This is a genomic window from Lysinibacillus macroides, assembly GCF_001281525.1.
Lineage (GTDB): Bacteria > Bacillota > Bacilli > Bacillales_A > Planococcaceae > Lysinibacillus > Lysinibacillus macroides.
Window position 1 is genome coordinate 14905 of sequence record NZ_LGCI01000008.1, and the last position, 22014, is coordinate 36918.

The window sequence follows — 22014 nt, forward strand, 5'->3', positions numbered from 1 at the left end:
AGTGCTTTACTTATTCCAAGTAGTCATGTAAGATTGAAACGATTTCTCTTTAGTTAGTTGCGTAAAAAGCGCTATTAACTAAAGAGAAATACGCTAGTGGGTCATAAATATTTGTATATAGTTATAGCTAAATACAGTAAAATTGGATTAGGTATACTATGAGGAGGAAAAAGTTTGAAACAAGAATTAAAAATTCCACAGGCCACTACAAAAAGACTTCCTCTTTACTATCGATTTATTCAAAACTTTGCACAGGAAGGTATGGAGCGCATATCCTCAAAGGAACTGAGTGAAGCGATGAAAATAGATTCTGCAACCATTCGCCGTGATTTTTCGTATTTTGGTGCTCTTGGCAAAAAGGGCTATGGTTATGATGTCCAGCATCTATTACAATTTTTTAGTCAAACGCTTGATCAGCATGAAACGACAAAGGTTGCGTTAATTGGCGTGGGGAATTTAGGTAGTGCCTTACTAAAGTATAATTTTCAAAAAAATCATAATACTCATATTGTTGTGGCATTCGACTCAAAAGCCCCTAAAGATGGAAAAATGATTAGTAATATCCCTGTGTTTCATCCAGATTTACTAGAGGAAAAATATGCAGAATACGGCGCGGAGCTTGCCATTTTAACGGTGTCTTCACGTTCGGCTCAGAAAATGGCTGATCGCTTAGCTGCGATGAATGCAAAAGGTATTTTAAACTTCACGCCTGAGCGTTTAACTGTGCCTGATAGAATGCAGTTATTAACAATTGATCTATCAGTAGAGTTGCAAGCACTTATTTATTTAATTCGTAATCAGGAAGATTGAATCTTTACATTAGCGTATGTAGGCTGCTGTGGTGAGTAGATTGACGTAAAACTTTCACATAATATAGTTAGCCAAACTGTCGAAATTGAGTTAAAATGAAAAATATATAAGAGGAGGTGGCTGTAATGGGTATCGGTCCTATGAGCCTTATCATTATTGGAATTGTAGCAATTTTAATATTTGGCCCCAAAAAGTTACCAGAGTTAGGGAAAGCTATGGGTTCTACACTGCGTGAATTTAAAAATGCTACTAAAGGGTTAGCAGATGATGATGATGATAACGATAAAAAGAAAGTCATCGAAGTAAAAAACGATGATAAGTAATTAAAGGATGTCTTTCTAATATGAGTGCAAACAATCAAACTGTCATTGAGCATATAGAAGAATTAAGGAAACGACTTTACTTTATAGTCGTTTTCTTTGTTATTGCGGTTGCTGGAGCGTTTTTTTTGGCAGAGCCGCTTATTCATTTTTTACAAAGCAGTGATACTGCACAGAGCTTCTCTTTAAATGCGTTCAAAATTACAGATTCTATCAAAATTTATTTTCAAATGATTTTTTATATAGCTTTATTATTGACGTCTCCTATTATTCTATACCAACTCTGGGCTTTTATTTCACCAGGGCTATATGAAACGGAACGTAGGGTAACATTAAGCTATATACCCTTTACATTTATCTTATTTGTAGCTGGAATTGTTTTTTCGTACTTTATTTTATTCCCGTACGTACTGACCTTTATGATTGATTTATCTGAACGTCTAGGTGTAAAGTTAACAATTGGGATTAATGAATATTTCTCATTTTTGTTCCAAATTACTATACCCTTTGGATTCATTTTCCAATTGCCGATTATACTTTTATTTTTTGCACGTTTGGGTGTTCTAAATCCGCAAATTATGACAAAAAATAGAAAATATGCTTATTTCGCTCTTTTTGTCATAGCAGCTATGATTACACCTCCAGATTTAATAAGTCATTTAATCGTAACAGTACCAATGTTTTTGCTCTATGAATTTAGTGTTTGGGTAGCAAAAATAGGCTATCGTAAATATTTAAAATCAGAGGAAATGCGGTTGAAAGAAGAACAAGAAGCTGAGCAAAAGCGCCTAGTTGAAGAGGCACTTGAGCAACAACGACGCCAAATAGAAGATTTGAATCAACAGTAATGATAAAAGCTCGATGCCTAAGTTTTGGCGTCGAGCTTTTTCATTATATTAGAGCCTTACAAAAAATTTATTGCATTTTTTCTAGTTCTTCAAGAAACTTTTGCAAGGGTTCTGCATAGAATTGTACAAGTGTCACAAAACCATTCAGCATAATATGTGCGATAATGGAAGTCCAAATGCGTTTTGTTTTGTGATATAAAAAGGCAAAAATTAAGCCACATATCGTATAAAGCAGGATATGGGAAAAGTCGAAATGTATAAGTGCAAAGAATATAGCACTGACAATAGCAGCAATCCAGAAATTTGTTGTTTGGACAAGCGATCCAAATATGACTCTGCGGAAAACAAATTCCTCTAAGATTGGGCCAAATACAACAATGGCTACTATAGCAATAGGAGCGCCTTTCGCAAGTGCAACGATATCTGCGGTATTTTGGGAACCTCCTTCAACACCAAACAGGGTCATTTCAATAACAGCACCAATCATTTGACCAAAGAACACCAGAAAGAAGCCAACAATTCCCCAAACGATTGTAAGGGGTATGGTTTCCTTTTTTCCTTGATAAACATTCCAAAAGTCTTTATCACGAGAGGTTAGGATGAGGCTTAAAATAAGCGCAATGGCAAAGCTAAGAGCAATATACCAGCCTTGCGTAATAGGTGCAGCTTGTTCAGGAGATAGACCTGTTATCTTCTGAATAAACATATGAAACGGTAAGAGCAACCATCGCCCTGAGATTTGCATAAGAATATAAATTAGTAAAACATACAGAGCTGTTTTCTTGTGTTTCTTTATTTTTTGAGAATTTGTCACAATCAAAATCCTTTCCATTCATAAGCTTCTCTTTCTATTGTAGAGGAATATAGAAAGAAAACAAAATTTTTAGAAGTTCTGACTTGCAAAAAAAAGAGTGATTGATTATCATAATAAATGTGTTAGCACTCGATGTGATTGAGTGCTAATAAAACATTCATTATTATTTAATTTATTAGGAGGTTGTTTCACTTGTTAAGACCACTAGGAGATCGTATTGTAATTGAGCTAATCGAGGTAGAAGAAAAATCTGCATTCGGTATTGTGTTACCTGATTCAGCAAAAGAAAAGCCACAAGAAGGTAAAGTTGTCGCAGTTGGGACAGGGCGTGTTTTAGAGAATGGGCAACGTGTAGAGCTTGACGTTAAAGTTGACGACCGTATTATTTTCTCTAAATACGCTGGTACAGAAGTTAAATATGAAGGGTATGAATACCTAATTTTACGCGAAAGCGATATTCTTGCAGTTATTGAATAAACTAAGATTTTACGCACCAATAAGGTAAATGCTTATGATTATTGTCAACATACTGACAATTTATACTAAGCTAAAATTAATATAAACATATTGATAAAGCTTAACGAATATTCCATTTCAGGAGGGTAAATTCACATGGCAAAAGATATTAAATTCTCAGAAGACGCTCGTTCATTAATGTTACAAGGTGTAGATAAATTAGCAGACACTGTAAAGGTTACATTAGGGCCAAAAGGACGCAATGTTGTTTTAGAAAAAAAATTTGGTTCACCGCTTATTACAAATGACGGTGTGACAATCGCAAAAGAAATTGAGCTAGAAAATCCATACGAAAACATGGGGGCAAAATTAGTAGCAGAGGTTGCTTCTAAGACAAACGAAATCGCTGGTGACGGTACAACTACAGCAACAGTATTGGCACAAGCAATTATTCGTGAAGGCTTGAAAAACGTTACGGCTGGCGCAAATCCTGTAGGTATCCGCAAAGGTATCGATAAAGCAGTGACTGCAGCACTTACAGAGTTACATGCGATTTCTCGTCCAGTAAGCAATAAGGAAGAAATTGCACAAGTTGCTGCTATTTCTGCCGCTGATGATGAAGTTGGACAACTGATCGCTGAAGCAATGGAGCGTGTTGGTAACGATGGTGTTATTACAATTGAAGAATCAAAAGGCTTCACAACAGAGCTTGATGTAGTAGAAGGTATGCAATTCGACCGTGGTTATGCTTCACACTACATGGTAACAGATACAGATAAAATGGAAGCAGTGCTTGAAAACCCATATATTTTAATCACAGATAAAAAAATCACAAACATTCAAGAAGTATTGCCATTGTTAGAACAAGTGGTACAACAAGGTCGTCCACTATTAATGATTACTGAAGATGTTGAAGGGGAAGCACTAGCAACACTTGTTCTGAACAAGCTTCGTGGTACATTCAATGCTGTAGCAGTAAAAGCACCTGGCTTCGGTGATCGTCGTAAAGCAATGCTTGAAGATATCGCTATCCTAACTGGTGGTCAAGTGATTACAGAAGAACTAGGTTTAGACCTAAAATCAGCTGATATTTCTGCTCTTGGTCGTGCAGCAAAAGTTGTTGTGACAAAGGACAATACAACAATTGTTGAAGGTGTAGGCGGTGCAGATGCAATCGAGACACGCATTGGTCAAATCCGTGCACAACTTGCTGAAACAACTTCTGAATTCGATAAAGAAAAATTACAAGAGCGACTTGCTAAATTAGCAGGTGGTGTAGCAGTAATTAAAGTTGGTGCTGCAACAGAAACAGAGCTAAAAGAACGCAAACTTCGTATTGAAGACGCATTGAACTCAACGCGTGCAGCAGTTGAAGAAGGTATTGTATCAGGTGGTGGTACTGCCCTTCTTAACGTCTATGCAGCGGTTGAAAAAGCGGCTGAGTCAGTAGAAGGCGATGTAGCTACAGGTGTGAAAATCGTTCTACGTGCTTTAGAAGAGCCAGTTCGCCAAATCGCTAATAACGCTGGTCTCGAAGGCTCTATTATTGTAGACCGCTTAAAACGTGAAGAAATCGGTGTAGGCTTCAACGCAGCTACAGGTGAATGGGTAAACATGATAGAAGCAGGCGTAGTAGACCCAGCCAAAGTAACACGCTCAGCATTACAAAACGCAGCATCTGTAGCAGCCTTATTCTTGACGACAGAAGCAGTAGTAGCAGATATCCCAGAGCCAGCAGGTGCAGGCGGTGGTATGCCTGACATGGGTGGAATGGGAATGCCTGGCATGATGTAATTCTTTATGTAACAAGGAATTAGACAGCTTTTAGTTAGATGATAAAATTAAAAACTACATCTTTTTAAGAAATAGTATGTCATAAAGCAACTACCACTTCTCATAATTTTTAAAAATTATGAGAGGTGGTTTTTTATGTTTTTAAAATTTACTTATGAGGATTTTATTGCAGATAGACGTTTCAAAAATACAATAAATAAGAAAAACTTATGGATTTTTATAAATAACCTATATTTTTTTTATGGAATAGAACTGGTATATTGAAAAAGAATGGAGGATTAGAATGAGAATTTTTGATACACATTTTCATATTATTGATTTTGATTTTCCAATTATCGAAAACCAAGGCTATTTACCGCCTAGTTATGTTGCAGAAGACTATCAACAGGCAACTACTGACTTACATGTATTAGGTGGGGCTATCGTATCTGGATCATTCCAAGGGTTTGACCAAAACTATTTAGTAAAGGCATTAAAACAATTAGGTCCAACATTTTGTGGCGTAACACAATTACCTTATACAGTGACGGACGAAGAAATACTAAACCTAAATGACAATGGGGTAAAAGCGTTACGCTTTAATATTAAAAGAGGTGGTTCAGAAGATTTATCGAAGCTGGATTACTTTGCTAGAAGGGTGCATGATTTAGTGGGGTGGCATAGCGAGCTTTATATTGATGCAAAAGAGCTAGCTGAAATCGCATCAACCATTGAAAAATTACCTGCTATTTCAATTGACCATTTAGGCTTATCGGAAGAAGGCTTACCTCATTTATTAAAGCTAGTAGATAAAGGGGTACATGTAAAAGCTACTGGCTTTGGGCGTGTAGAATTGGATGTTGAAAATGCCTTAAAGTCGATTTATGCCATTAATCCAGATGCCCTTATGTTTGGCACAGATTTACCATCTACAAGAGCAAAAAGACCTTTTGATGTTGCAGATATCGAATTGATTCAAAAACTTTTTGATGAACAGGCTGTTGATAAAATACTATATACGAATGCACTTAAATGGTATTTCAAATCATTGACGCTATCTCTTTCTATTAAAGACCAAAAAATTTCATTCAAATAAATATACTATGAGGAGGATTTAACATGAATAAATCACTCCAAGCGGGTACTAAGCATGATATGAAGTTTGTTGTACCACAATTAAAAACTGTACCGAACCTTTACCCAGAATCAGAAGAGTTTGCGCGATGCCAGAGGGATTTGCGACAGCTACCTTGTTGGTCTTTTAGAATGGACGTGTATGCAAGCGATTAATCCTCACCTTGATTTTCCGAATGAATTGACGCTCGGTACGCATATTAATGTAAATCATGAAGTTGCAACACCACCAGGACTTGAAGTAACTGTGCGAGTGAAGCTGACGAAAGTAGATGGACGTCGATTAGAATTTGATGTAGAGGCAAATGACGGAATAGATATTATTAGTCGTGATACACATGAACGATTTATTGTCGATGGGAAACGCTTTTCAGAACGAGCTGCAAGTAAAGTGAAATAGTATATATTACTAAAAACAGAAGAAATAATAGATATGGAGCTTTTAACTGTTTCATTCTCATGCTTAAGAAGCTTTGAGAGTATAAAATATTTAGCAATTGTAGCATAGTTAAATGAGCAAGAAAATTTCCACTATCCAACCATTAAAGAACTTTAAAATCAGCACCTCTTATGATAAATCAACATCATAAGAGGTTTTTTATAAGTAAATTTATAGTTCATTTGTCAGTATTTTAACCGAATAATATATTAAGACATTCTTTTACATGAGAGGGAGGAAGGCAGATGCGTATTGAAGCTAACGGTTATCCCCAGTCATCTATAGTTCAAGCACAGGTATCAAAGCAAGCAATGGATGACGAAAAACAATTGAAGAAGCAGCAAGAGCGGGAACAGGAGTTAAAAAGGCAAGAGAAGATGGCAGAGCAACTAAAGAGAGAAACAGAGGCTACTAAAAAACAAATGGAGGCGGAGAAAGATGCACTAAAAATTTATATGACCTGTTTGGAAATTGCAAGGCGTATTACAGCTGGTGATAAAGTTCCAATGAAGGATCATAAATATTTAATTGAACATGATCCTGCCCTCTATGGCAAATCGCTTACATTGCGTATATCAAAAGAGGACCCTAAGGAGCACAAGCAATTATCTGAGGATGAGGAGGAGCAGCAACATACCTCTTCAACAGGTTTAACGAATGAAGGGAGCACTGATGGCCATGAGGTTTTGAATACAGATACTTCAAGCTCAGCGGTAGATATTAAAATTTAGGATGCGATTACAATTTCCCTGTAATATACGAGAGCTTGTTACGAGGAAGAGAGGCTGCTACAGAAAAAGTAATAAGCTCTATACTTTATATGAGTAATGGAGGTGAGGAGTTGTGCAAAAAGTAGAAAAAGCATCAATTATCATATGGCTTTTAGATGATTTACAATATTATGTAACAAGATTATTTGTAATTGGACTAGTGTATTATTTTTTTCAAGAGTATGAGTTAATGCGAAAAATTTGTATACTTGTCACTATTTATTATATAGTGCATTTTCTTTATGAAGGGATTATCAATATTTTTTATTATAAAAATTTCCGATATATAGAGGAGAAAGAAAGAGTTCAACTAATCAAGGGAGGGCTCACTGTTAGGCATAATACCATCCCAATTCGGCGTATTCAACATGTAAATATTACTCAAAATTTTTATTCACGTTTATTTAATTTATATAGTATAGGCATATATACGGCTGGCGGTTACCATAGCATCCAATTTATCAAAAAGGATGTAGCAGAGAAATTAAAAGAGGATATTACAAGGTTCTTGATTGAGAAGGGAATTGATCAGGATGAGCAAGAAAAGAGATCATGTTCTTGAAATTATATATATCAATTATGCCATTATTAAAGAGAGAATATATCCTATATTTATGTTGATTCTTAGCTTGATTGGTGTTCATCAATTTTATGAAAAAATATTAAATATAGGATTTTTATTGCTTTGTGTGTTGATTATTGTATGTTCTATATTGCTGTGGTATCATAAAATCTTTTCCTTTGACAAGCAAAAAATTGTTATTACGGAAGGTGTATTTGCTAAAAAGTATCATGAAATTCCCATTAATCGAGTGAAATCTATTTGGATTTCAGATTCATTATTAAAGCGCCTAGTGGGTGTGTCAAATTTTAATATTGAATTAGTCGGGGGAGATGAAATTTCCTTTGTTTTAACCAATAAAGAAATTGTAAGAATTAAAAATACTTTTTTTCCTTCTTATGATTTCGTACAACCTAAAAAATCACAACAACGTCTATCCTTTTTTCAGGGTTTATTACTCGCAACAACTGATTGGAAATTGTTCCTTGCCTCATTATCCATTACTATGATTTTGGTGAATTTTTCTTTTAAGCTTGTAGGTTTTTGGGTAGAGGAATGGGAGACAGATGCAAGTCAAATGGGGTTTACAGAAGCTTTCCAAACTATTAAGGAGCTTTCTTGGCAGGATATACTCCCATTAGCATGGATATTCTTTGCCTTTGCAATACTAGCAATTTTTATACTAGCGATTTATATGATGATCACATATTGGAACTTTCATAGTGAAAATGCGGGGCGGTATATACATACATCTTATGGTTTGTTGAATAAAAAATCTGATCAAATACCTTTACATGAAGTGCGGTCTGTGCAAATTTTACAGCCTGTGATTTTTCAATTATTTGGATACGCACAGATCAGAGTGGATGTCATTGGAAATGATGGAAGTATACTTTTATGTCCTATTATAAAGCAACAACGGGTAGCAGCATTTATTCAACAGCAATTACCTGTCTTTCAAGTGGAATCAATCCAAGAAAGGGCAAAAGCATCTGTGTTACCAGATTATTTATTAAAGGTAATTTGGTTTCCTACTGTCATATGTTGTGGTTTAGCGTATATTCATCCTTGTTTTTTGTATGGCTTATGGTTATTAATATTTTATTTATATGTAGGATATATGCGTTGGAAGCATGCAGGTTTGATGGTAGATGAAAAGTATATTCGACATTCGGGCTATCATTGGTTAGAGGCGTTTCATATGATTACTTTAGTGCCCTATATTCAGCATACAGCGGTGAGTCAATCTTTTTTTACGAGAGGAAGAAATATAGCGAGCTATGAGTATTCATTATATGCAGAAGATGGTGATGAATCATATAGTTGTTATGGGATAGATGCACAATATCGAGAATCCTTTTTAAATATTGCTCAAAATAACGACTAACATTGAATCTTTTATATTTAGTAAAACAATGACTAGTAAGTATCTGAGAAGATGTATTGATATTTTTTCTTTTAAAATCAGGGGCTGTCAGGAAAGTAGAAATTTTCCTGACAGCTTCTATCTTTTTAATAATGAAAAAATTTTTGTGTTGTTTTTCGACAGATTATCACTTACAATACAAAATGATAATGATAATCGTTATCAACTATATTTTGTATAATAGAGGTGAAATCTTGGATAAACAGGACGTGAGCAGAATAGGAATGGGCAAGATTTATTACGTTATTATTTTGCTGTTAATAGGCTCCATTATAATATCTGCCGTTTATTCTGTATCAATAGGACAAGTCAGCATACCTTTCAAGCAATCAATGGATATTTTGCTACATACGCTAACTAATGGGAAGGTGGGCACGCTTGATAGTGTGGATAGTGAATCCTATTTGAATATTATTTTACAGGTCAGAATGCCCCGTGTGGTTTTTGCCTTATTGATTGGTGTCGGACTTGCATTGTGTGGGGCTGTCATGCAGGCAGTTGTGCAAAACCCGCTTGCTGATCCATACATACTTGGTATTTCTTCAGGAGCGTCATTAGGTGCCACTTTTGCCATCCTAGTTGGTTTTGGCAGTAGCGCATTGCTCGCACAATTTGGGGTAGCCTTTGGTGCATTTGCAGGGGCGATGATTACCTCTATGGCGGTGCTTATTTTATCCAGCATTGGAGGTAAAGCAACCTCAGTAAAGCTTGTGTTATCAGGGGTTGTCATCGGTGCATTATGTAGTTCGTTTTCAAGCCTTATTATCTTTTTTGCCAATAATGCAGAAGGAATCAAAACCGTTACGTTTTGGTCTATGGGGAGTTTAGCCTCTGCTAGCTGGGACAAAACACCGATTTTAACAATTGTAATTGTACTTGGAGCTGCATTATTCCTTTTCCAGCATCGTGTGCTAAATACAATGCTACTTGGGGATGAATCAGCGATCACATTAGGGATCAATTTAAGTGCTTATCGTAAATTGTATATGATTCTTACCTCGCTCATTACAGGAACGATGGTCGCTTATGCAGGTATGATCGGTTTTGTTGGTTTAATAATTCCACATATCACGAGAGGTATTTTCGGTGCAGACCATAAACGATTAATGTTAGGAACATTGCTCTTAGGAGGACTTTTCATGATTTGGGCAGATATTCTGTCTCGAACATTAATCCAAAATGTGGAATTACCGATTGGAATTATTACTTCTGTCATTGGGTCACCATTATTTATCTATATGATTGTAAAAAAAGGTTACAACTTCGGAGGGTAGAACAATGGAATTAGTAGCAAAGGAAATAGAAGTAAAAATCGGCAAAAAGGAAATCGTAAAAAACATATCCATTCATGTGAATAAGCAACAATTTGTGGGCTTAATCGGACCAAACGGATGCGGAAAGTCAACTTTATTGAAAAGTATTTATAAAAGCCTCGTGCCACAAAAAGGGATGGTCTTCTTAGATGATTTAGATGTTTTAAAAAGTCCTGAAAAAAAGATTTCTCAGCACTTAGGTGTAGTTGGACAATTCAATGAAATGCACTTTGATTTAACTGTGCAGCAAATGGTGATGTTAGGCAGAACACCGCATAAAAAAATGCTAGAGTCAGATAATCAAAAGGATTTTGATATTGTAGAGGAGGCATTGACACGCACAAACCTACAATCATATAGGGGGCGTAGTTTTCTGTCACTATCTGGTGGCGAAAAGCAACGGGTGATTTTAGCGAGAACGATTGCCCAACAGCCCAAATTTATGATTTTGGATGAACCGACAAACCATTTAGATATTCGCTATCAAATTGAAATATTATCCTGTGTAAAAGATTTAAATATTGGGGTATTAGCAGCACTGCACGATTTAGAGATGGCAGCACATTATTGTGATTATCTTTATGCAGTAAAAGATGGTGGAATCTATGCACATGGTACACCACAAGAGGTTTTAACACCAGAAACAATAGAAACTTTATATCATATAAAATGTCAAACGTTTACGAATCCAGTGACAAATGGCTTAGGCTTTGCATATGGACTATAGGAGGAAAACCATGAAGAAGAAATTATTATTAGGAATTGGTTTAGCAGCTTTGTTAATATTAACAGCCTGCGGTAACACATCAAAGGACACAACTGAGAAAACACAAACAAAGGAGCATTATCCACTGACAGTTGAAAACTTTTCAAAGGCTGAAGGTGGATCAGCATGGGAAAAGAAAGATCAGGTATTTGATAAAGCACCTGAAAGAATTATGGCAAATACACGTCCGGCAGCAGAATTATTATTACATCTAGGCTTAGGCGATAAAATCGTAGGTGTTGGGGCGAACTTTGGTGCACCTGATCAATCAGTAGAGGAGGAATACGCAAAGCTACCCATTTTAAGTGATGAATATGTTGGCAAAGAGGTTACATTGGGTACTAATCCAGATTTAGTATTCGGTCGTGGCGGCTTATTTGATAATGCTGAATGGGGTGTAGGAACAGTAGATTCTCTTAATGAAATGGGTGTTAAAACATATGTTTTAGAGTCATCAGTAACAGGCGGCACATATGATTCTATTTATAAGGATATTGAAAATATTGGTGAAATTTTTAATGTGCAAGACAAAGCAGACAACTTTATAAAAGAATTAAAAGATCGCCAAAAAAATATTGCCTCAAAATTAGAAAGTATTAAAGAGGAAAAAACATTTGCTTATTTGCATACAAATGATCCAAAAGAGCTTTTTGTTTATCCAGCACATGATGAAACATTCTTTAATGATGCTTTCAACATGGTGAAACTAAATAATATTTTCAAAGATGAAACTGGTGATGTAAGTGTTGAAACATTGATTGCAGCAGATCCAGATGTGTTAATTTTACCAAATTGGGACGGCTCTGATTTAACAAAGGTACGTGAAGAAATCTATGCAAATCCTAAGCTTTCAAGCATGAAGGCTATTAAAAATAAACAAATCTATATTGTCGATTATAATTATATGTTTGGCTACGGCTATAACACAATTGACGGTATGGAAGCTTTAGCAAAAGAAATGTATCCAGATTTATTTAAATAATGGACGAAAAAGCTATTTCATAAAGTTGTTTATTTTGATTTTTGGAATAGCTCTTCTTAGAACTTAATGTGTTATGTTTATAGCTCTAACTAGATTTGGCTTCAATAAATTTTTCTGGATCAGGGCTAGATACAATGGACAACAAATGTTCTATCATCCTTCTTTAGGGTGACGTGTCTAATGAAAAAAGGCTTTCATCGTTCTAATGTTGAACGAAAGGAAAGCCTTCTTTACATTATCTTGGATTGCCAAAGATTCCTGGCAGTATATTTGGCAATCTTGGTATTAGTGGAGGTGGATAATTAGGGAATTGCCCAGGATATTGTCCACCTGGGTATGGATGTGGTGGATAGGGTCTTGGCGGCTGGGGTGGATAAGGTTGAGGTGGGTAGGAGTGCGGCGGATAGGGGCGTGGTGGGTATGGAGGTGGAAAGGAGCTACCAGGTGGTGCGCCTGTACCTGCTGCCGTGATTTGGCTAACATCAACTGTAACCATTTGGCCATTATCTAACTGGATTTCAGCCGTTCTGCCTCTTGCTCCAAATGTCCGAATCAATGTCCCGGAATACGTACCTGTTGGAAGTGTCACCCATATTTTCATACCTGGATGGAATTGACTGTTAAAATCTTCAGGAGCTAATCTAGGATAAACCAATAAAACACACCTTTCTTCATTTTTTCTAACATATGCCTATGCTGGTGATTGTTATAGGCTAAAGGCTAGCGTTGTTATAAAACTTTCTGATTTTCACTATACTAGGGAGAAAAAAGCTGAAGGATGTTTAGTGGATGGCAATTATTAAAGTTAAAAAAATAACACTACAGAATGTACGAAATGTAAGGCATGGTGAGATTATTCTTACAATGAATTTCGACACATTTTTACAGGCAAATGTTGTTGGTTTATATGGACAAAATGGGTCGGGTAAGACAACCATTGTGGATGCATTTGCTTTATTAAAGACGCTTCTTTCAGGTGATAAAAAGCTACCTTCACAGGACAAGCGCTTGATTATGGCAGGAGAGCAGGTGGCAAGCCTTGATTTTGAGTTTTTAGTGGAGAATCAGTTTGGCACATTTTTTTTATACTACTATGTGGAGCTACAGGAAGATCAGCATCGACTCTATCCAGCGTTAGAGCGACTTTCCTATAAAGAAAATGCGAAGGGTAAACGTTCTAAGATTTTGATGACTGCAACAGAGAAAGATGTGCATATTCGAAAATCGAGTTTAACGAATATGAATGAAGCGGCACGTATTCAACTCCTTGTCCTTCAACAATTAGCAAGAAAGCAATATCAATCTTTACTATTCCATAAAGATTTAAAGCCCTTGGTACAGGAACGGCTTTCTGAACAGGAAATGCAGCTATTGCACAATATTGCAATGGATTTTAAGCGTGATTTACATGTTGTGAATACCCAAAGTATTGCACCGCTATTTGAGGAGCGAATGATGCCCTTTAGCATTCATCTGGAAAAAACAAGAGGTCTTATTCCTTATGATTTAAAGGGACCTGCCTTATTGCCAGAGGCTGCATTTTATACCCTCTGTGAAGTAATTGAGCAAAGTAATCGTGTGTTATCGGCTATTATTCCGGAGCTAGCGATAAAGATTAATGCGATTACGAAGCAGACGATGGATAATGGTGAACAAGGAATTCGCTTTGAGTTTTTAGCGCAGCGTGGGGAGCAAGCATTACCTTTGCGTACAGAGTCAGAGGGAATTTTAAAAATTATTTCCATTCTTAGTGTGCTTATCGCTGTCTATAATAATCCCAACGCTTGTGTGGTGATTGATGAATTAGATTCGGGCATTTTTGAATATTTACTAGGTGAACTGTTAACAGTAATTGATGAGGATGGGAAAGGGCAGCTTATTTTTACATCCCACAATTTACGTGTATTAGAGGTGTTAGCTATTAACAATCTATGGTTTACCACAACTAATGACAATCATCGGTATATGCAGTTAAAAGGTGTGAAAGAAGCAAATAATGCAAGAGATGCTTACCTTCGTGCTATTCAGCTTGGTGGGCAGGATGAGGAGATTTATAAGGAAACAAAAGCATTTAAAATAAAGCGTGCCTTTCGTAAAGCGGGGGTGCAGCATGATTAAAAAGGTGCTATTAATTATTGTTGAAGGACAAACAGAGCAAGTTATTTTAGAGGATTATTTAGATGCCCATTTTGCAAATTCAACCATACGCTTTGATGTACAGCGTGAGGATATGTTAACAAAATGGGATAAGCATAAGCGCATACCCAATATAAAAAATAGTGTTGTACAAGCGATTCAAAGCTACTTAGAAAAATATAAGTTTTTAGCAAAGGATTTAACAGCAGTTGTGCATATTACAGACGCAGATGGCTGTTTTATTGCGCCTGAATATGTCAAGGTAGATGGGGGTATCGAGCAAAGCTTGTTTTATACAGAGGATGCGATATTGGTAAAGTCAGCTAAGCGCAAGGAGCAAATTGAGCAGCGCAATGAAATGAAGGCAAAGAACGCTAAGATTTTAATTGCCCATGACCATTTTAGCATTCAACGTTTTAAAGTGCCTTATCAGCTTTTTTATTTCTCTACAAACTTAGAGCATGTATTATGGGATGAGCGTAACGAAATTGCAACAGAAAAAATCCAAAAAGCAGATGCATTTATCGAAAATTTATCAGGCACGATTGAGGACTATTTACAAGCCTATCTTCCCGTTAATCCAAACCTACCTTATAAGGAAAAAATGCGAAAAAGTTGGAGATATTTAATGGAAGGTTGTCATTCCTTGCAGCGAGGTACGAATGTACCATTATTATTTGACATGATTAAAACGAATGGACAATAAGAAAGGTGGCATAGATCTCGTCACCTTTTTTAGTGCACTAAAAATAGGACTGTGTTTTTGTGTTTATGTCTTCACTTAGCAGAAGGAGCTTCCATATAATTTTTTGCTTCGTGCTTCGAAATATATAATTTATTTATGTGAAAGGAGTGATAGAATATAAATAATTAAAAATTTCTGAAATATCAAAAATATGATAATTATAAGTAATACTTTACTATCTAAAGTTGAAGGAATTTAATTTCTTTAGCTGACTAGGAATTTCATGCAGCTTTTAATCTAGTAGTCTCAGAAAGAGGATATTATATCAAAATTTCTAAAAATAGTTACTTAAGATTTTCCACTTTCATAAAGTTTTACAGCTTGAATAAGGTATTAAACTATTTTGTGAAGTGAAGCTGATCCAATAATGCCATACTTAGTAGGAGGAAATATGTTTAGACTTTTTGTTCCCATTGGTCAACTACTTAATAAAATGAAGTATGCACAGAAGTTTATTTTGATTGGAGGTATACTTGCTATACCTATTATTTTTACCTCCACAATGTTGACGATAGATATTAACCGTAAAATTGAGCAAATGACTATGCGGAATGAGGGGATAGAATACAATCTTATTTTGAAGGATCTACTAAAAGTAGTACAACAAACGCGTGGGTTAACTGTAAGCTTTGTCAGCGGAAATACGTCAGTGCAAGATGAAATTACCAGCAGGCATACCCAGATCACGAATACGTTAGAAGAGCTACATGAATTTGAAGCAAATTTAACAAATAGCTACGGAATGGAAGAACAGATGAAGAAGATTGAAAGTCAGTGGTCCACAATCAAATCAAAAAATTGGCAAAATGACAATGAAGTGTTAACTAACTATTCTGCATTAACAGAGCAAATCATTGGCGCGATGAATATTGTCACAAATAATACAGGATTACTACTAGCAGATACGAAGGAAAGCTATAATCTAATCAATAGTGTGAGCAGTACAATTCCAAATTTAACAGAGAGCTTAGGGAAGATGCGTGCTAATGGCATGAAGATTGCTGGTAGTAAGAGCATGACAGATGAGCAATATAGGGTGCTCAATAATTTATTTATTCAGACAACAGAAAACCTTAAAAAGATTGAAGCAGACTTAAATATTGCTTTTGGTAATCCTTCCATGAAATCTGCGCTTGAGGAGAACTATCTTTCATTTAGCAAACAAAGTGACTATTTTTTAAATGTAGTAACGGAAGAAATGTTGTTGACTAGTACAATTTCTATGGAACCAGACCAATACTGGGATATTGCTACGACTACGATTGATGTGGGTCTCCTATTGTACGAAGATAGTTTATCGTTTTTAAGTGATACATTGACAAGTCAGTTAGAAGAGCTTAAATTCAACCGCATACTTATGTTATCTTTTATAACTAGTATTTTATTATTATCATTATATATGTTTGTTGCCCTTTATATGATGATTAAAAAAGTTGTGAATGAGTTAGGAATTGCAGCAAGTGATGTAGCGAACGGAAATTTAGCTACGACTGTTTCTTTTCATACGAAGGATGAGATGCACAGTATCGAAATTTCATTCAATAAGATGGTTGAAAGTTTGAATGAACTGGTTAAGGAAATCACAGTAAGTTCAGAGTATGTTGCATCATCTAGTGAGGAGTTACGAGCGAGTGCTGAGGAGACAACAGCATCTATTGAACACGTATCAGAGTCGATTGAAATGGTGGTCAATGGAACAAAAGTGCAAACAGCACGTATTATTGAGAGCACACAGTCATTGGGAGAAATGTCTGATGGTATTCAACTGATTGCTGAAAACAGTAATCATATTACGGCATTAACAAAAGAAACGGAAAGTTATGCGATTGATGGAAATCAATCTGTTACCAAAACAGTTGAACAGATGACCACTATTCAGGCAACTGTTTCAGAGTCTAGTAAAATCATTCAAGGATTAAGTGACCGCTCTCAAGAAGTTGGCAATATTCTTAGCATGATTACAGATATTGCAGAACAAACGAATTTACTAGCATTGAATGCTTCAATTGAAGCTGCGAGAGCTGGCGAGCATGGTAAAGGATTTGCAATAGTTGCACAAGAAGTAAAAAAGTTAGCTGAACAATCCAGAGCTTCAACTATCCAAATTTCAGAGCTTATTGCAACCATTCAAAAGGATACGATGAATTCGGTGAAAGCGATGAGAGTAGTAAATGAAAATGTTGAGCATGGTATTCACGTTACAGAAGAAACAGCACAAAAGTTTGTACGGATTTTAGAAAGCATGAAAAACCTTGGTCTTGAAATGGAGGAAATCTCAGCTACTTCAGAACAAATGTCAGCAGGCACACAAGAAGTTGTGGCTATCATGAATGAGATTATGGGAGAACTTGTGAATATGTCAGAGCAAAACTTACTAGAGGTGACTTCTTCTACAGAGGAACAGCTTGCAAAAATGGAAGAAGTCCTGTCATCAACAGTAGCGCTATCAGAACTGGCAATGGAGCTACAGCATGTTGCAAGGAAATTTAGATTATAAGGAGATCTTTAGCCTAGTATAGCAATATCAGATCAGCCTTAAATTAAGGGATTAGTGAATGTTGTTTTTATATAAATATTTATAGAAGCGAGAGGAATATTATCAAAAAAATATATTGCTAGTGATTTTAGCAGCAGTGTTATGTAGCGTGGTTGTTGGTTGTAAGAGTGATGAACAAAATGTAAAGCTTGCTGCATCTCAGGATGAGCAAAATACTTTAAAAGAAGAAATTTCTAGTATGTTTCCTACATCAGAACTAACAGCATCGATTGTCATTGATTCAGTCAGTGAAGGTGATTCAGTTCGAGCAGAACAACAGGTAGGCAAGGGAACGTTACTAATGATTGCTAATGGGAAAGAAGAGCGTGGTCATTTGGTTGTTTCAAGTACGCTTGGACAAGAGGGTGACCAGACCTTCCAAAGTAACTACTCCATTATCTATCAGCAAGGAGAAAAAGAGAAAGTATTATTGGAATTACCCGCTTATTTGTTTGTCCAGCCAACTGATAAAAAACTAATCTTTGAGCAGCTGAGCTTTTCTGATGCAGATGTTCATATCCTGACTCCACAATATCAAACAGGGCATGGGGTTGAAGGGTATGTATTTGCAATTGATAAGACGAATGGAGATGCTTTTCATGTGAATATTGTTAAAAATGAAGGGAAATCTAAAACACTTCTCTACGGTGAGGCAAGCCCATTTCCTACTGTAAAGGATGACATATTACAGGTTTATCCTCCTGTTGGAGCGGGTTCATCCGAAAAAGATACAAACAAAGGGTACTATAAATTAGATTTGAAGAATAGCCAGCTAATTGCTGAATAATTTATATATACTTATTAGAATTCATAAAATGCAGTCCTTTTATAGATGGATGAGTCAATGGCTGTTGACATTCAAACATCATACGAAAGGGCTTCTTTTGTTTTAAATCCCCGAAAAACCCTCTAACAGAATGTTACATCATTATAAACAGCATAAAGTATATGACGCTGGTTACGAAAAAAACTTTTAGGAAATGTGTAACAAAAAAGATCATGCTGCGACTTATTTGTAAGGTAACAAGGGGGTGAAGCGTTGCACAAGAATAGATTGAAAATAGAACATTTATACGAATTGTATCATCGAGATGTATATCATTTTGCTCTTTATTATACAAATAGTCGGGAGGAAGCGGAGGATATTACACAAGAAACATTTTTCAAGGTGCTTAAACAATTGGATAAGCTGAAGAATGAAGATAAAGTAAAAACTTGGATTTTATCCATTGCTCGTAATACAGCAGTAGATATACATAGAAAGCAAAAAATAAAGCGTCTGTTAATCGAGAAAATTAGCTGGCAACCACCTATAAAAGAAGCGCCTAAGCCTTTGGAAATGGTCGAACAGCATGAACAATGGCTATTTCTTCAGGAGGCATTAATGACATTAAAATCGCATGATCGAACAATTATTATTTGTCGCATGTTAAAGGACTACACGATTCAGGAAACAGCAGCGATATTGGGCATCTCGGAAGTGAAGGTGCGAGTGGATTTTCATCGAGCGATGGCAAGACTTCGAAAAAAAGTAGGGAGGGTTGATTGATGGAGAAACGGCAAAGTGAATTATTTCAGACACTAAAAAGTCGTCCTGATAAAGAGCCAGATAGAAAGTTTTCATATCAGCTACGGGAAAAACTCTTAAAAAAGCAGCCTCAAACGGCTAAACGATTTACTATGACAACGACTGTCACCATGCTAGTCACATGCGTTGTGATTATTTTTTTAGTGATAGTTAGTACTGATCAGTCATTGAAGCTCAAACAAGCAGCACAGGTAATCGACAATCAAGGGCATATCTTCTCAAATGTATTGTGCATTGTTTTAATGCTTGGGGTAATCCTCTTTATTGCATTTGTATATCACAAGGGATATACAAAAGGAAAGCTAGTCTATATGACTTTTTCGTTGTCCTTTATCGTCTGGGTGGGGAACCTAATCTATGCAGAGCATCAGCCATTAGATGATCCTGCGATGCAACCAAGCCATAGCGATTTTTTTGATGAAGCCCATAGCCAATTATTATTTTTGTATGAATTAGATAAAATTAAGGATGCTTCAGTTGATCGATTTTTAATAGGGCAAGTGCCGCTAAACGAGGTTCAAGAGAAAATCAAAAGGAGGGAAGGGCAATGACTGATTTTAAGAATCCTTATGCTTATCTAGTGACTGGTTTAGGCTTTGTTTTTCTTGATATGAGTTTATTTGGCTTACCAGATATCCTAGCAGATTTTCTTGGCTATCTTTCTTTTGCCATTGGTATTCACTTGTTACCCTCTTCCCATAACTTAAAGCGTTGGTCAAAAAAATTCGCGCTCATGTTAATGGTGCTGTCAATTGTTGTGGAGCTAGATCAATGGCTGGCTTATAAGGTGTTTGGGGAAATCGGGATACAGCTTATGCAGTTTTTATTCATCGCCTTTATGTATTATGTTTTCCAATTGCTACTCCATATTCATCATAACCTACCATTAGAAATGAAAACTTTTAAAACCTATCAAAGATTTATGATATTAATGCTTAGCGCATTTGTCATTCAAGCATTTGCCATGAATATTGATAGAAGCATAGGAGAGCATCTTCATCTTATAGCTTTGTTTCTGCAATTACTATCTTATCTATTATTTACATGGTATTACAGAGCATGTCATAAATATTATAAAGAAATTAATACAAACAAGGCTCATACACTGCAATAAGCGATGGGCCTTTCCTTTTTAGAACTGCTCTTTTTATTAGACGATAGCATCTTTCTTTTTACTGCGTCATAAGCTTTATAGGTATGATTTTATCACGCTAGAAGGAGGCAAAATCATTCAAATCCATGTGGTACGAGCTGGAGAGTCTTTATGGGGAATTGCCCAGGCATATGGGACTACAGTTCAACGTATTGTAGATGCCAACCAAATTCCAGAGCCAGACCAATTAGTGGTGGGGCAAGCTCTTGTTATTCCGATTGTGGGGAGTTTTTATTATGTACAGCCAGGGGATAGTTTATGGTCAATTGGTCAACGCTTTGGTATTAACTATCTAACACTTGCTCAAGTAAATGGTATTCATCCCAATCAAATATTATCTGTGGGGCTAAGGCTCTATATTCCACAGCCGCCAAAAACAACAGCCGAAACGTTGGCTTATTTAGAGCCAAGAGGAACAACCGTTAGTGATGCACTTTTAGAGCAGGCTAGGGAAGCAGGGCCCTATCTAACCTATTTAGCTTTATTTAGCTATGAAGTGAAACGAGATGGCAGCTTACAGAGACCACCAAGTCAAGGTATTACACAAATCACTAATGACACGGGAGCCTCTCTTGCAATGGTTATTTCCAATCTGGAGGATTTTGCGTTTAGTGGAGAGCTAGCAAGAGATATTTTTCAAAGTACAGCCGTCCAAGATTTACTATTTGATAATATTGTTGCAGAGGCAAAACGTTTAGGCAGCGTAAAGGATATTCATTTTGATTTTGAAAATTTACCTACTGATCAGCGACAAGCCTATAATAATTTTTTAAGAAGAGCTGTTGAAAAGTTTCACGCCCAAGGTTATACCGTATCTACAGCACTAGCACCTAAAACGAGGGATGACACCACAGGACAGTGGACAGGTGCACATGATTATCAGGCACATGGAGAAATTGTGGATTTTGTGCTGCTGATGACCTATGAATGGGGGTATTCTGCAGGGCCACCAATGGCTGTTTCTCCACTGCCTGAAGTAGAGGCAGTTGTGAAATATGCAGTTAGTGAGATACCTGCTCATAAAATTATGCTTGGCCAAAATTTATATGGCTATGATTGGACATTGCCTTTTGTCCAGGGAGGGCCTTATGCAGAGGCACTTAGTCCCCAAAGAGCCATTGAAGTAGCCAAACGTTATCATGCGGCTATTCAATTTGATTGGAGAGCCCAAGCGCCATTTTTTGAATACTACGATGAACAAGGGAGGGCACATATAGTGTGGTTTGAAGATGCTCGGTCGATTCAAGCGAAATTTAATCTGATTAAGCAATATAATCTGCGAGGCATTGGTTATTGGAAACTAGGATTGCCATTCCCACAAAATTGGCTATTAATAGGGGCAAATTTTGATGTAGTAAAAAAATAGTGAAATAAATGGAAAGGTTATTTCTAAATCTAGGTAATTATAATATAATTATGGTAAACGTATTGTAGGAGGATTAT

Annotated in this window: 24 protein-coding genes; 22 read left to right on the forward strand and 2 right to left on the reverse strand. The window is 36.3% G+C overall.

All coding sequences use genetic code 11. The features are described 5' to 3' along the window. Nucleotides 1-174: 174 nt before the first annotated feature. From ADM90_RS12215 to tatC, 3 genes are all read left to right on the forward strand, one after another. Nucleotides 175-810 (forward strand): redox-sensing transcriptional repressor Rex, encoded by a 636-nt coding sequence (locus ADM90_RS12215; protein WP_053995284.1) that lies wholly within the window; start codon nt 175-177, stop codon nt 808-810. A gap of 125 nt (nt 811-935) precedes the next feature. Then, on the forward strand, nt 936-1133 hold the full coding sequence (gene tatA / locus ADM90_RS12220) for a twin-arginine translocase TatA/TatE family subunit (protein WP_053995285.1): 198 nt from the start codon (nt 936-938) through the stop codon (nt 1131-1133). A 20-nt stretch (nt 1134-1153) separates the two neighbouring features. Beyond that, the gene (gene tatC, locus ADM90_RS12225) at nt 1154-1978 is read left to right on the forward strand and encodes a twin-arginine translocase subunit TatC (protein WP_053995286.1); all 825 of its coding nucleotides are present in this window, start codon (nt 1154-1156) and stop codon (nt 1976-1978) included. A gap of 67 nt (nt 1979-2045) precedes the next feature. On the opposite strand, the gene ADM90_RS12230 is transcribed toward tatC, so the two are convergent. Further along, complete coding sequence (locus ADM90_RS12230; protein WP_053995287.1) at nt 2046-2810, reverse strand: CPBP family intramembrane glutamic endopeptidase; 765 nt, start codon at nt 2808-2810, stop codon at nt 2046-2048. A 174-nt stretch (nt 2811-2984) separates the two neighbouring features. Here ADM90_RS12230 and groES point away from each other — a divergent pair, with 174 nt between their 5' ends. From groES to ADM90_RS12280, 11 genes are all read left to right on the forward strand, one after another. Continuing rightward, nucleotides 2985-3269: a co-chaperone GroES gene (groES, locus tag ADM90_RS12235; RefSeq protein ID WP_053995288.1), complete on the forward strand. Its 285-nt coding sequence runs from the start codon at nt 2985-2987 to the stop codon at nt 3267-3269. 135 nt (nt 3270-3404) lie between these two features. Continuing rightward, nucleotides 3405-5042, forward strand: coding sequence for a chaperonin GroEL (gene groL / locus ADM90_RS12240; protein WP_053995289.1), 1638 nt, complete (start codon nt 3405-3407; stop codon nt 5040-5042). A gap of 283 nt (nt 5043-5325) precedes the next feature. Continuing rightward, complete coding sequence (locus ADM90_RS12245; RefSeq protein WP_053995290.1) at nt 5326-6117, forward strand: amidohydrolase family protein; 792 nt, start codon at nt 5326-5328, stop codon at nt 6115-6117. A gap of 23 nt (nt 6118-6140) precedes the next feature. Then, nucleotides 6141-6311 (forward strand): hypothetical protein, encoded by a 171-nt coding sequence (locus ADM90_RS24850; RefSeq protein ID WP_200908554.1) that lies wholly within the window; start codon nt 6141-6143, stop codon nt 6309-6311. After that, on the forward strand, nt 6298-6555 hold the full coding sequence (locus ADM90_RS24855) for a thioesterase family protein (protein ID WP_200908555.1): 258 nt from the start codon (nt 6298-6300) through the stop codon (nt 6553-6555). Before ADM90_RS24850 ends, ADM90_RS24855 begins: the two co-directional genes overlap by 14 nt. Nucleotides 6556-6839: 284 nt before the next feature. Further along, on the forward strand, nt 6840-7325 hold the full coding sequence (locus ADM90_RS12255; RefSeq protein ID WP_053995291.1) for a hypothetical protein: 486 nt from the start codon (nt 6840-6842) through the stop codon (nt 7323-7325). Nucleotides 7326-7437: 112 nt separating this feature from the next. Next, on the forward strand, nt 7438-7926 hold the full coding sequence (locus ADM90_RS12260; RefSeq protein WP_053995292.1) for a PH domain-containing protein: 489 nt from the start codon (nt 7438-7440) through the stop codon (nt 7924-7926). Next, nucleotides 7898-9313 carry a PH domain-containing protein gene (locus ADM90_RS12265; protein WP_053995293.1) on the forward strand — a complete coding sequence of 472 codons (1416 nt, stop codon included), beginning with the start codon at nt 7898-7900 and terminating at the stop codon, nt 9311-9313. Before ADM90_RS12260 ends, ADM90_RS12265 begins: the two co-directional genes overlap by 29 nt. A 263-nt stretch (nt 9314-9576) precedes the next feature. Beyond that, nucleotides 9577-10626: a FecCD family ABC transporter permease gene (locus tag ADM90_RS12270; RefSeq protein WP_412176987.1), complete on the forward strand. Its 1050-nt coding sequence runs from the start codon at nt 9577-9579 to the stop codon at nt 10624-10626. A gap of 4 nt (nt 10627-10630) precedes the next feature. Continuing rightward, the gene (locus ADM90_RS12275; RefSeq protein ID WP_053995295.1) at nt 10631-11392 is read left to right on the forward strand and encodes an ABC transporter ATP-binding protein; all 762 of its coding nucleotides are present in this window, start codon (nt 10631-10633) and stop codon (nt 11390-11392) included. Nucleotides 11393-11402: 10 nt separating this feature from the next. Then, nucleotides 11403-12413 carry an ABC transporter substrate-binding protein gene (locus tag ADM90_RS12280; protein WP_053995296.1) on the forward strand — a complete coding sequence of 337 codons (1011 nt, stop codon included), beginning with the start codon at nt 11403-11405 and terminating at the stop codon, nt 12411-12413. Between the two features lie 235 nt (nt 12414-12648). Here ADM90_RS12280 and ADM90_RS12285 read toward each other — a convergent pair whose 3' ends face one another. Beyond that, the gene (locus tag ADM90_RS12285; protein ID WP_053995297.1) at nt 12649-13068 is read right to left on the reverse strand and encodes a hypothetical protein; all 420 of its coding nucleotides are present in this window, start codon (nt 13066-13068) and stop codon (nt 12649-12651) included. Nucleotides 13069-13202: 134 nt separating this feature from the next. On the opposite strand from ADM90_RS12285, the gene ADM90_RS12290 reads away from it, so the two are divergent. The 8 genes from ADM90_RS12290 (at nt 13203) to ADM90_RS12325 (ending at nt 21937) form a co-directional block, all read left to right on the forward strand. Beyond that, entirely contained in the window at nt 13203-14531 is a 1329-nt protein-coding gene (locus ADM90_RS12290) for an AAA family ATPase (RefSeq protein ID WP_053995298.1), read from the forward strand. Further along, a complete protein-coding gene (locus ADM90_RS12295; protein ID WP_053995299.1) occupies nt 14524-15255 on the forward strand; it encodes a hypothetical protein in 732 nt (243 codons plus the stop codon). Before ADM90_RS12290 ends, ADM90_RS12295 begins: the two co-directional genes overlap by 8 nt. Nucleotides 15256-15685: 430 nt before the next feature. Further along, on the forward strand, nt 15686-17791 hold the full coding sequence (locus ADM90_RS12300) for a methyl-accepting chemotaxis protein (protein ID WP_053995300.1): 2106 nt from the start codon (nt 15686-15688) through the stop codon (nt 17789-17791). A gap of 148 nt (nt 17792-17939) precedes the next feature. Further along, a complete protein-coding gene (locus tag ADM90_RS12305) occupies nt 17940-18617 on the forward strand; it encodes a hypothetical protein (RefSeq protein ID WP_152928019.1) in 678 nt (225 codons plus the stop codon). 252 nt (nt 18618-18869) lie between these two features. After that, entirely contained in the window at nt 18870-19379 is a 510-nt protein-coding gene (locus tag ADM90_RS12310) for an RNA polymerase sigma factor (protein WP_053995302.1), read from the forward strand. Then, nucleotides 19379-19969 (forward strand): hypothetical protein, encoded by a 591-nt coding sequence (locus ADM90_RS12315; protein WP_053995303.1) that lies wholly within the window; start codon nt 19379-19381, stop codon nt 19967-19969. The genes ADM90_RS12310 and ADM90_RS12315 overlap by 1 nt, the downstream gene beginning before the upstream one ends. Next, nucleotides 19966-20532 carry a hypothetical protein gene (locus tag ADM90_RS12320; RefSeq protein ID WP_053995304.1) on the forward strand — a complete coding sequence of 189 codons (567 nt, stop codon included), beginning with the start codon at nt 19966-19968 and terminating at the stop codon, nt 20530-20532. The genes ADM90_RS12315 and ADM90_RS12320 overlap by 4 nt, the downstream gene beginning before the upstream one ends. 232 nt (nt 20533-20764) lie before the next feature. Beyond that, the gene (locus ADM90_RS12325) at nt 20765-21937 is read left to right on the forward strand and encodes a glycosyl hydrolase family 18 protein (protein ID WP_412176988.1); all 1173 of its coding nucleotides are present in this window, start codon (nt 20765-20767) and stop codon (nt 21935-21937) included. Nucleotides 21938-22014: the final 77 nt, after the last annotated feature.

What these genes read in the sequence shown, in the direction of transcription:
- ADM90_RS12270 (WP_412176987.1), top strand. Translation starts at nt 9,577, where the DNA reads ATGGGCAAGATTTATTACGTTATTATTTTGCTGTTAATAGGCTCCATT.
- ADM90_RS12320 (WP_053995304.1), top strand. Translation starts at nt 19,966, where the DNA reads ATGACTGATTTTAAGAATCCTTATGCTTATCTAGTGACTGGTTTAGGC.
- ADM90_RS24855 (WP_200908555.1), top strand. Translation starts at nt 6,298, where the DNA reads ATGCAAGCGATTAATCCTCACCTTGATTTTCCGAATGAATTGACGCTC.
- ADM90_RS24850 (WP_200908554.1), top strand. Translation starts at nt 6,141, where the DNA reads ATGAATAAATCACTCCAAGCGGGTACTAAGCATGATATGAAGTTTGTT.
- ADM90_RS12300 (WP_053995300.1), top strand. Translation starts at nt 15,686, where the DNA reads ATGTTTAGACTTTTTGTTCCCATTGGTCAACTACTTAATAAAATGAAG.
- ADM90_RS12245 (WP_053995290.1), top strand. Translation starts at nt 5,326, where the DNA reads ATGAGAATTTTTGATACACATTTTCATATTATTGATTTTGATTTTCCA.
- ADM90_RS12295 (WP_053995299.1), top strand. Translation starts at nt 14,524, where the DNA reads ATGATTAAAAAGGTGCTATTAATTATTGTTGAAGGACAAACAGAGCAA.
- ADM90_RS12230 (WP_053995287.1), bottom strand. Translation starts at nt 2,810, where the DNA reads ATGGAAAGGATTTTGATTGTGACAAATTCTCAAAAAATAAAGAAACAC.
- ADM90_RS12290 (WP_053995298.1), top strand. Translation starts at nt 13,203, where the DNA reads ATGGCAATTATTAAAGTTAAAAAAATAACACTACAGAATGTACGAAAT.
- ADM90_RS12255 (WP_053995291.1), top strand. Translation starts at nt 6,840, where the DNA reads ATGCGTATTGAAGCTAACGGTTATCCCCAGTCATCTATAGTTCAAGCA.
- ADM90_RS12315 (WP_053995303.1), top strand. Translation starts at nt 19,379, where the DNA reads ATGGAGAAACGGCAAAGTGAATTATTTCAGACACTAAAAAGTCGTCCT.
- ADM90_RS12265 (WP_053995293.1), top strand. Translation starts at nt 7,898, where the DNA reads ATGAGCAAGAAAAGAGATCATGTTCTTGAAATTATATATATCAATTAT.
- tatC (WP_053995286.1), top strand. Translation starts at nt 1,154, where the DNA reads ATGAGTGCAAACAATCAAACTGTCATTGAGCATATAGAAGAATTAAGG.
- groL (WP_053995289.1), top strand. Translation starts at nt 3,405, where the DNA reads ATGGCAAAAGATATTAAATTCTCAGAAGACGCTCGTTCATTAATGTTA.
- tatA (WP_053995285.1), top strand. Translation starts at nt 936, where the DNA reads ATGGGTATCGGTCCTATGAGCCTTATCATTATTGGAATTGTAGCAATT.
- ADM90_RS12280 (WP_053995296.1), top strand. Translation starts at nt 11,403, where the DNA reads ATGAAGAAGAAATTATTATTAGGAATTGGTTTAGCAGCTTTGTTAATA.
- ADM90_RS12275 (WP_053995295.1), top strand. Translation starts at nt 10,631, where the DNA reads ATGGAATTAGTAGCAAAGGAAATAGAAGTAAAAATCGGCAAAAAGGAA.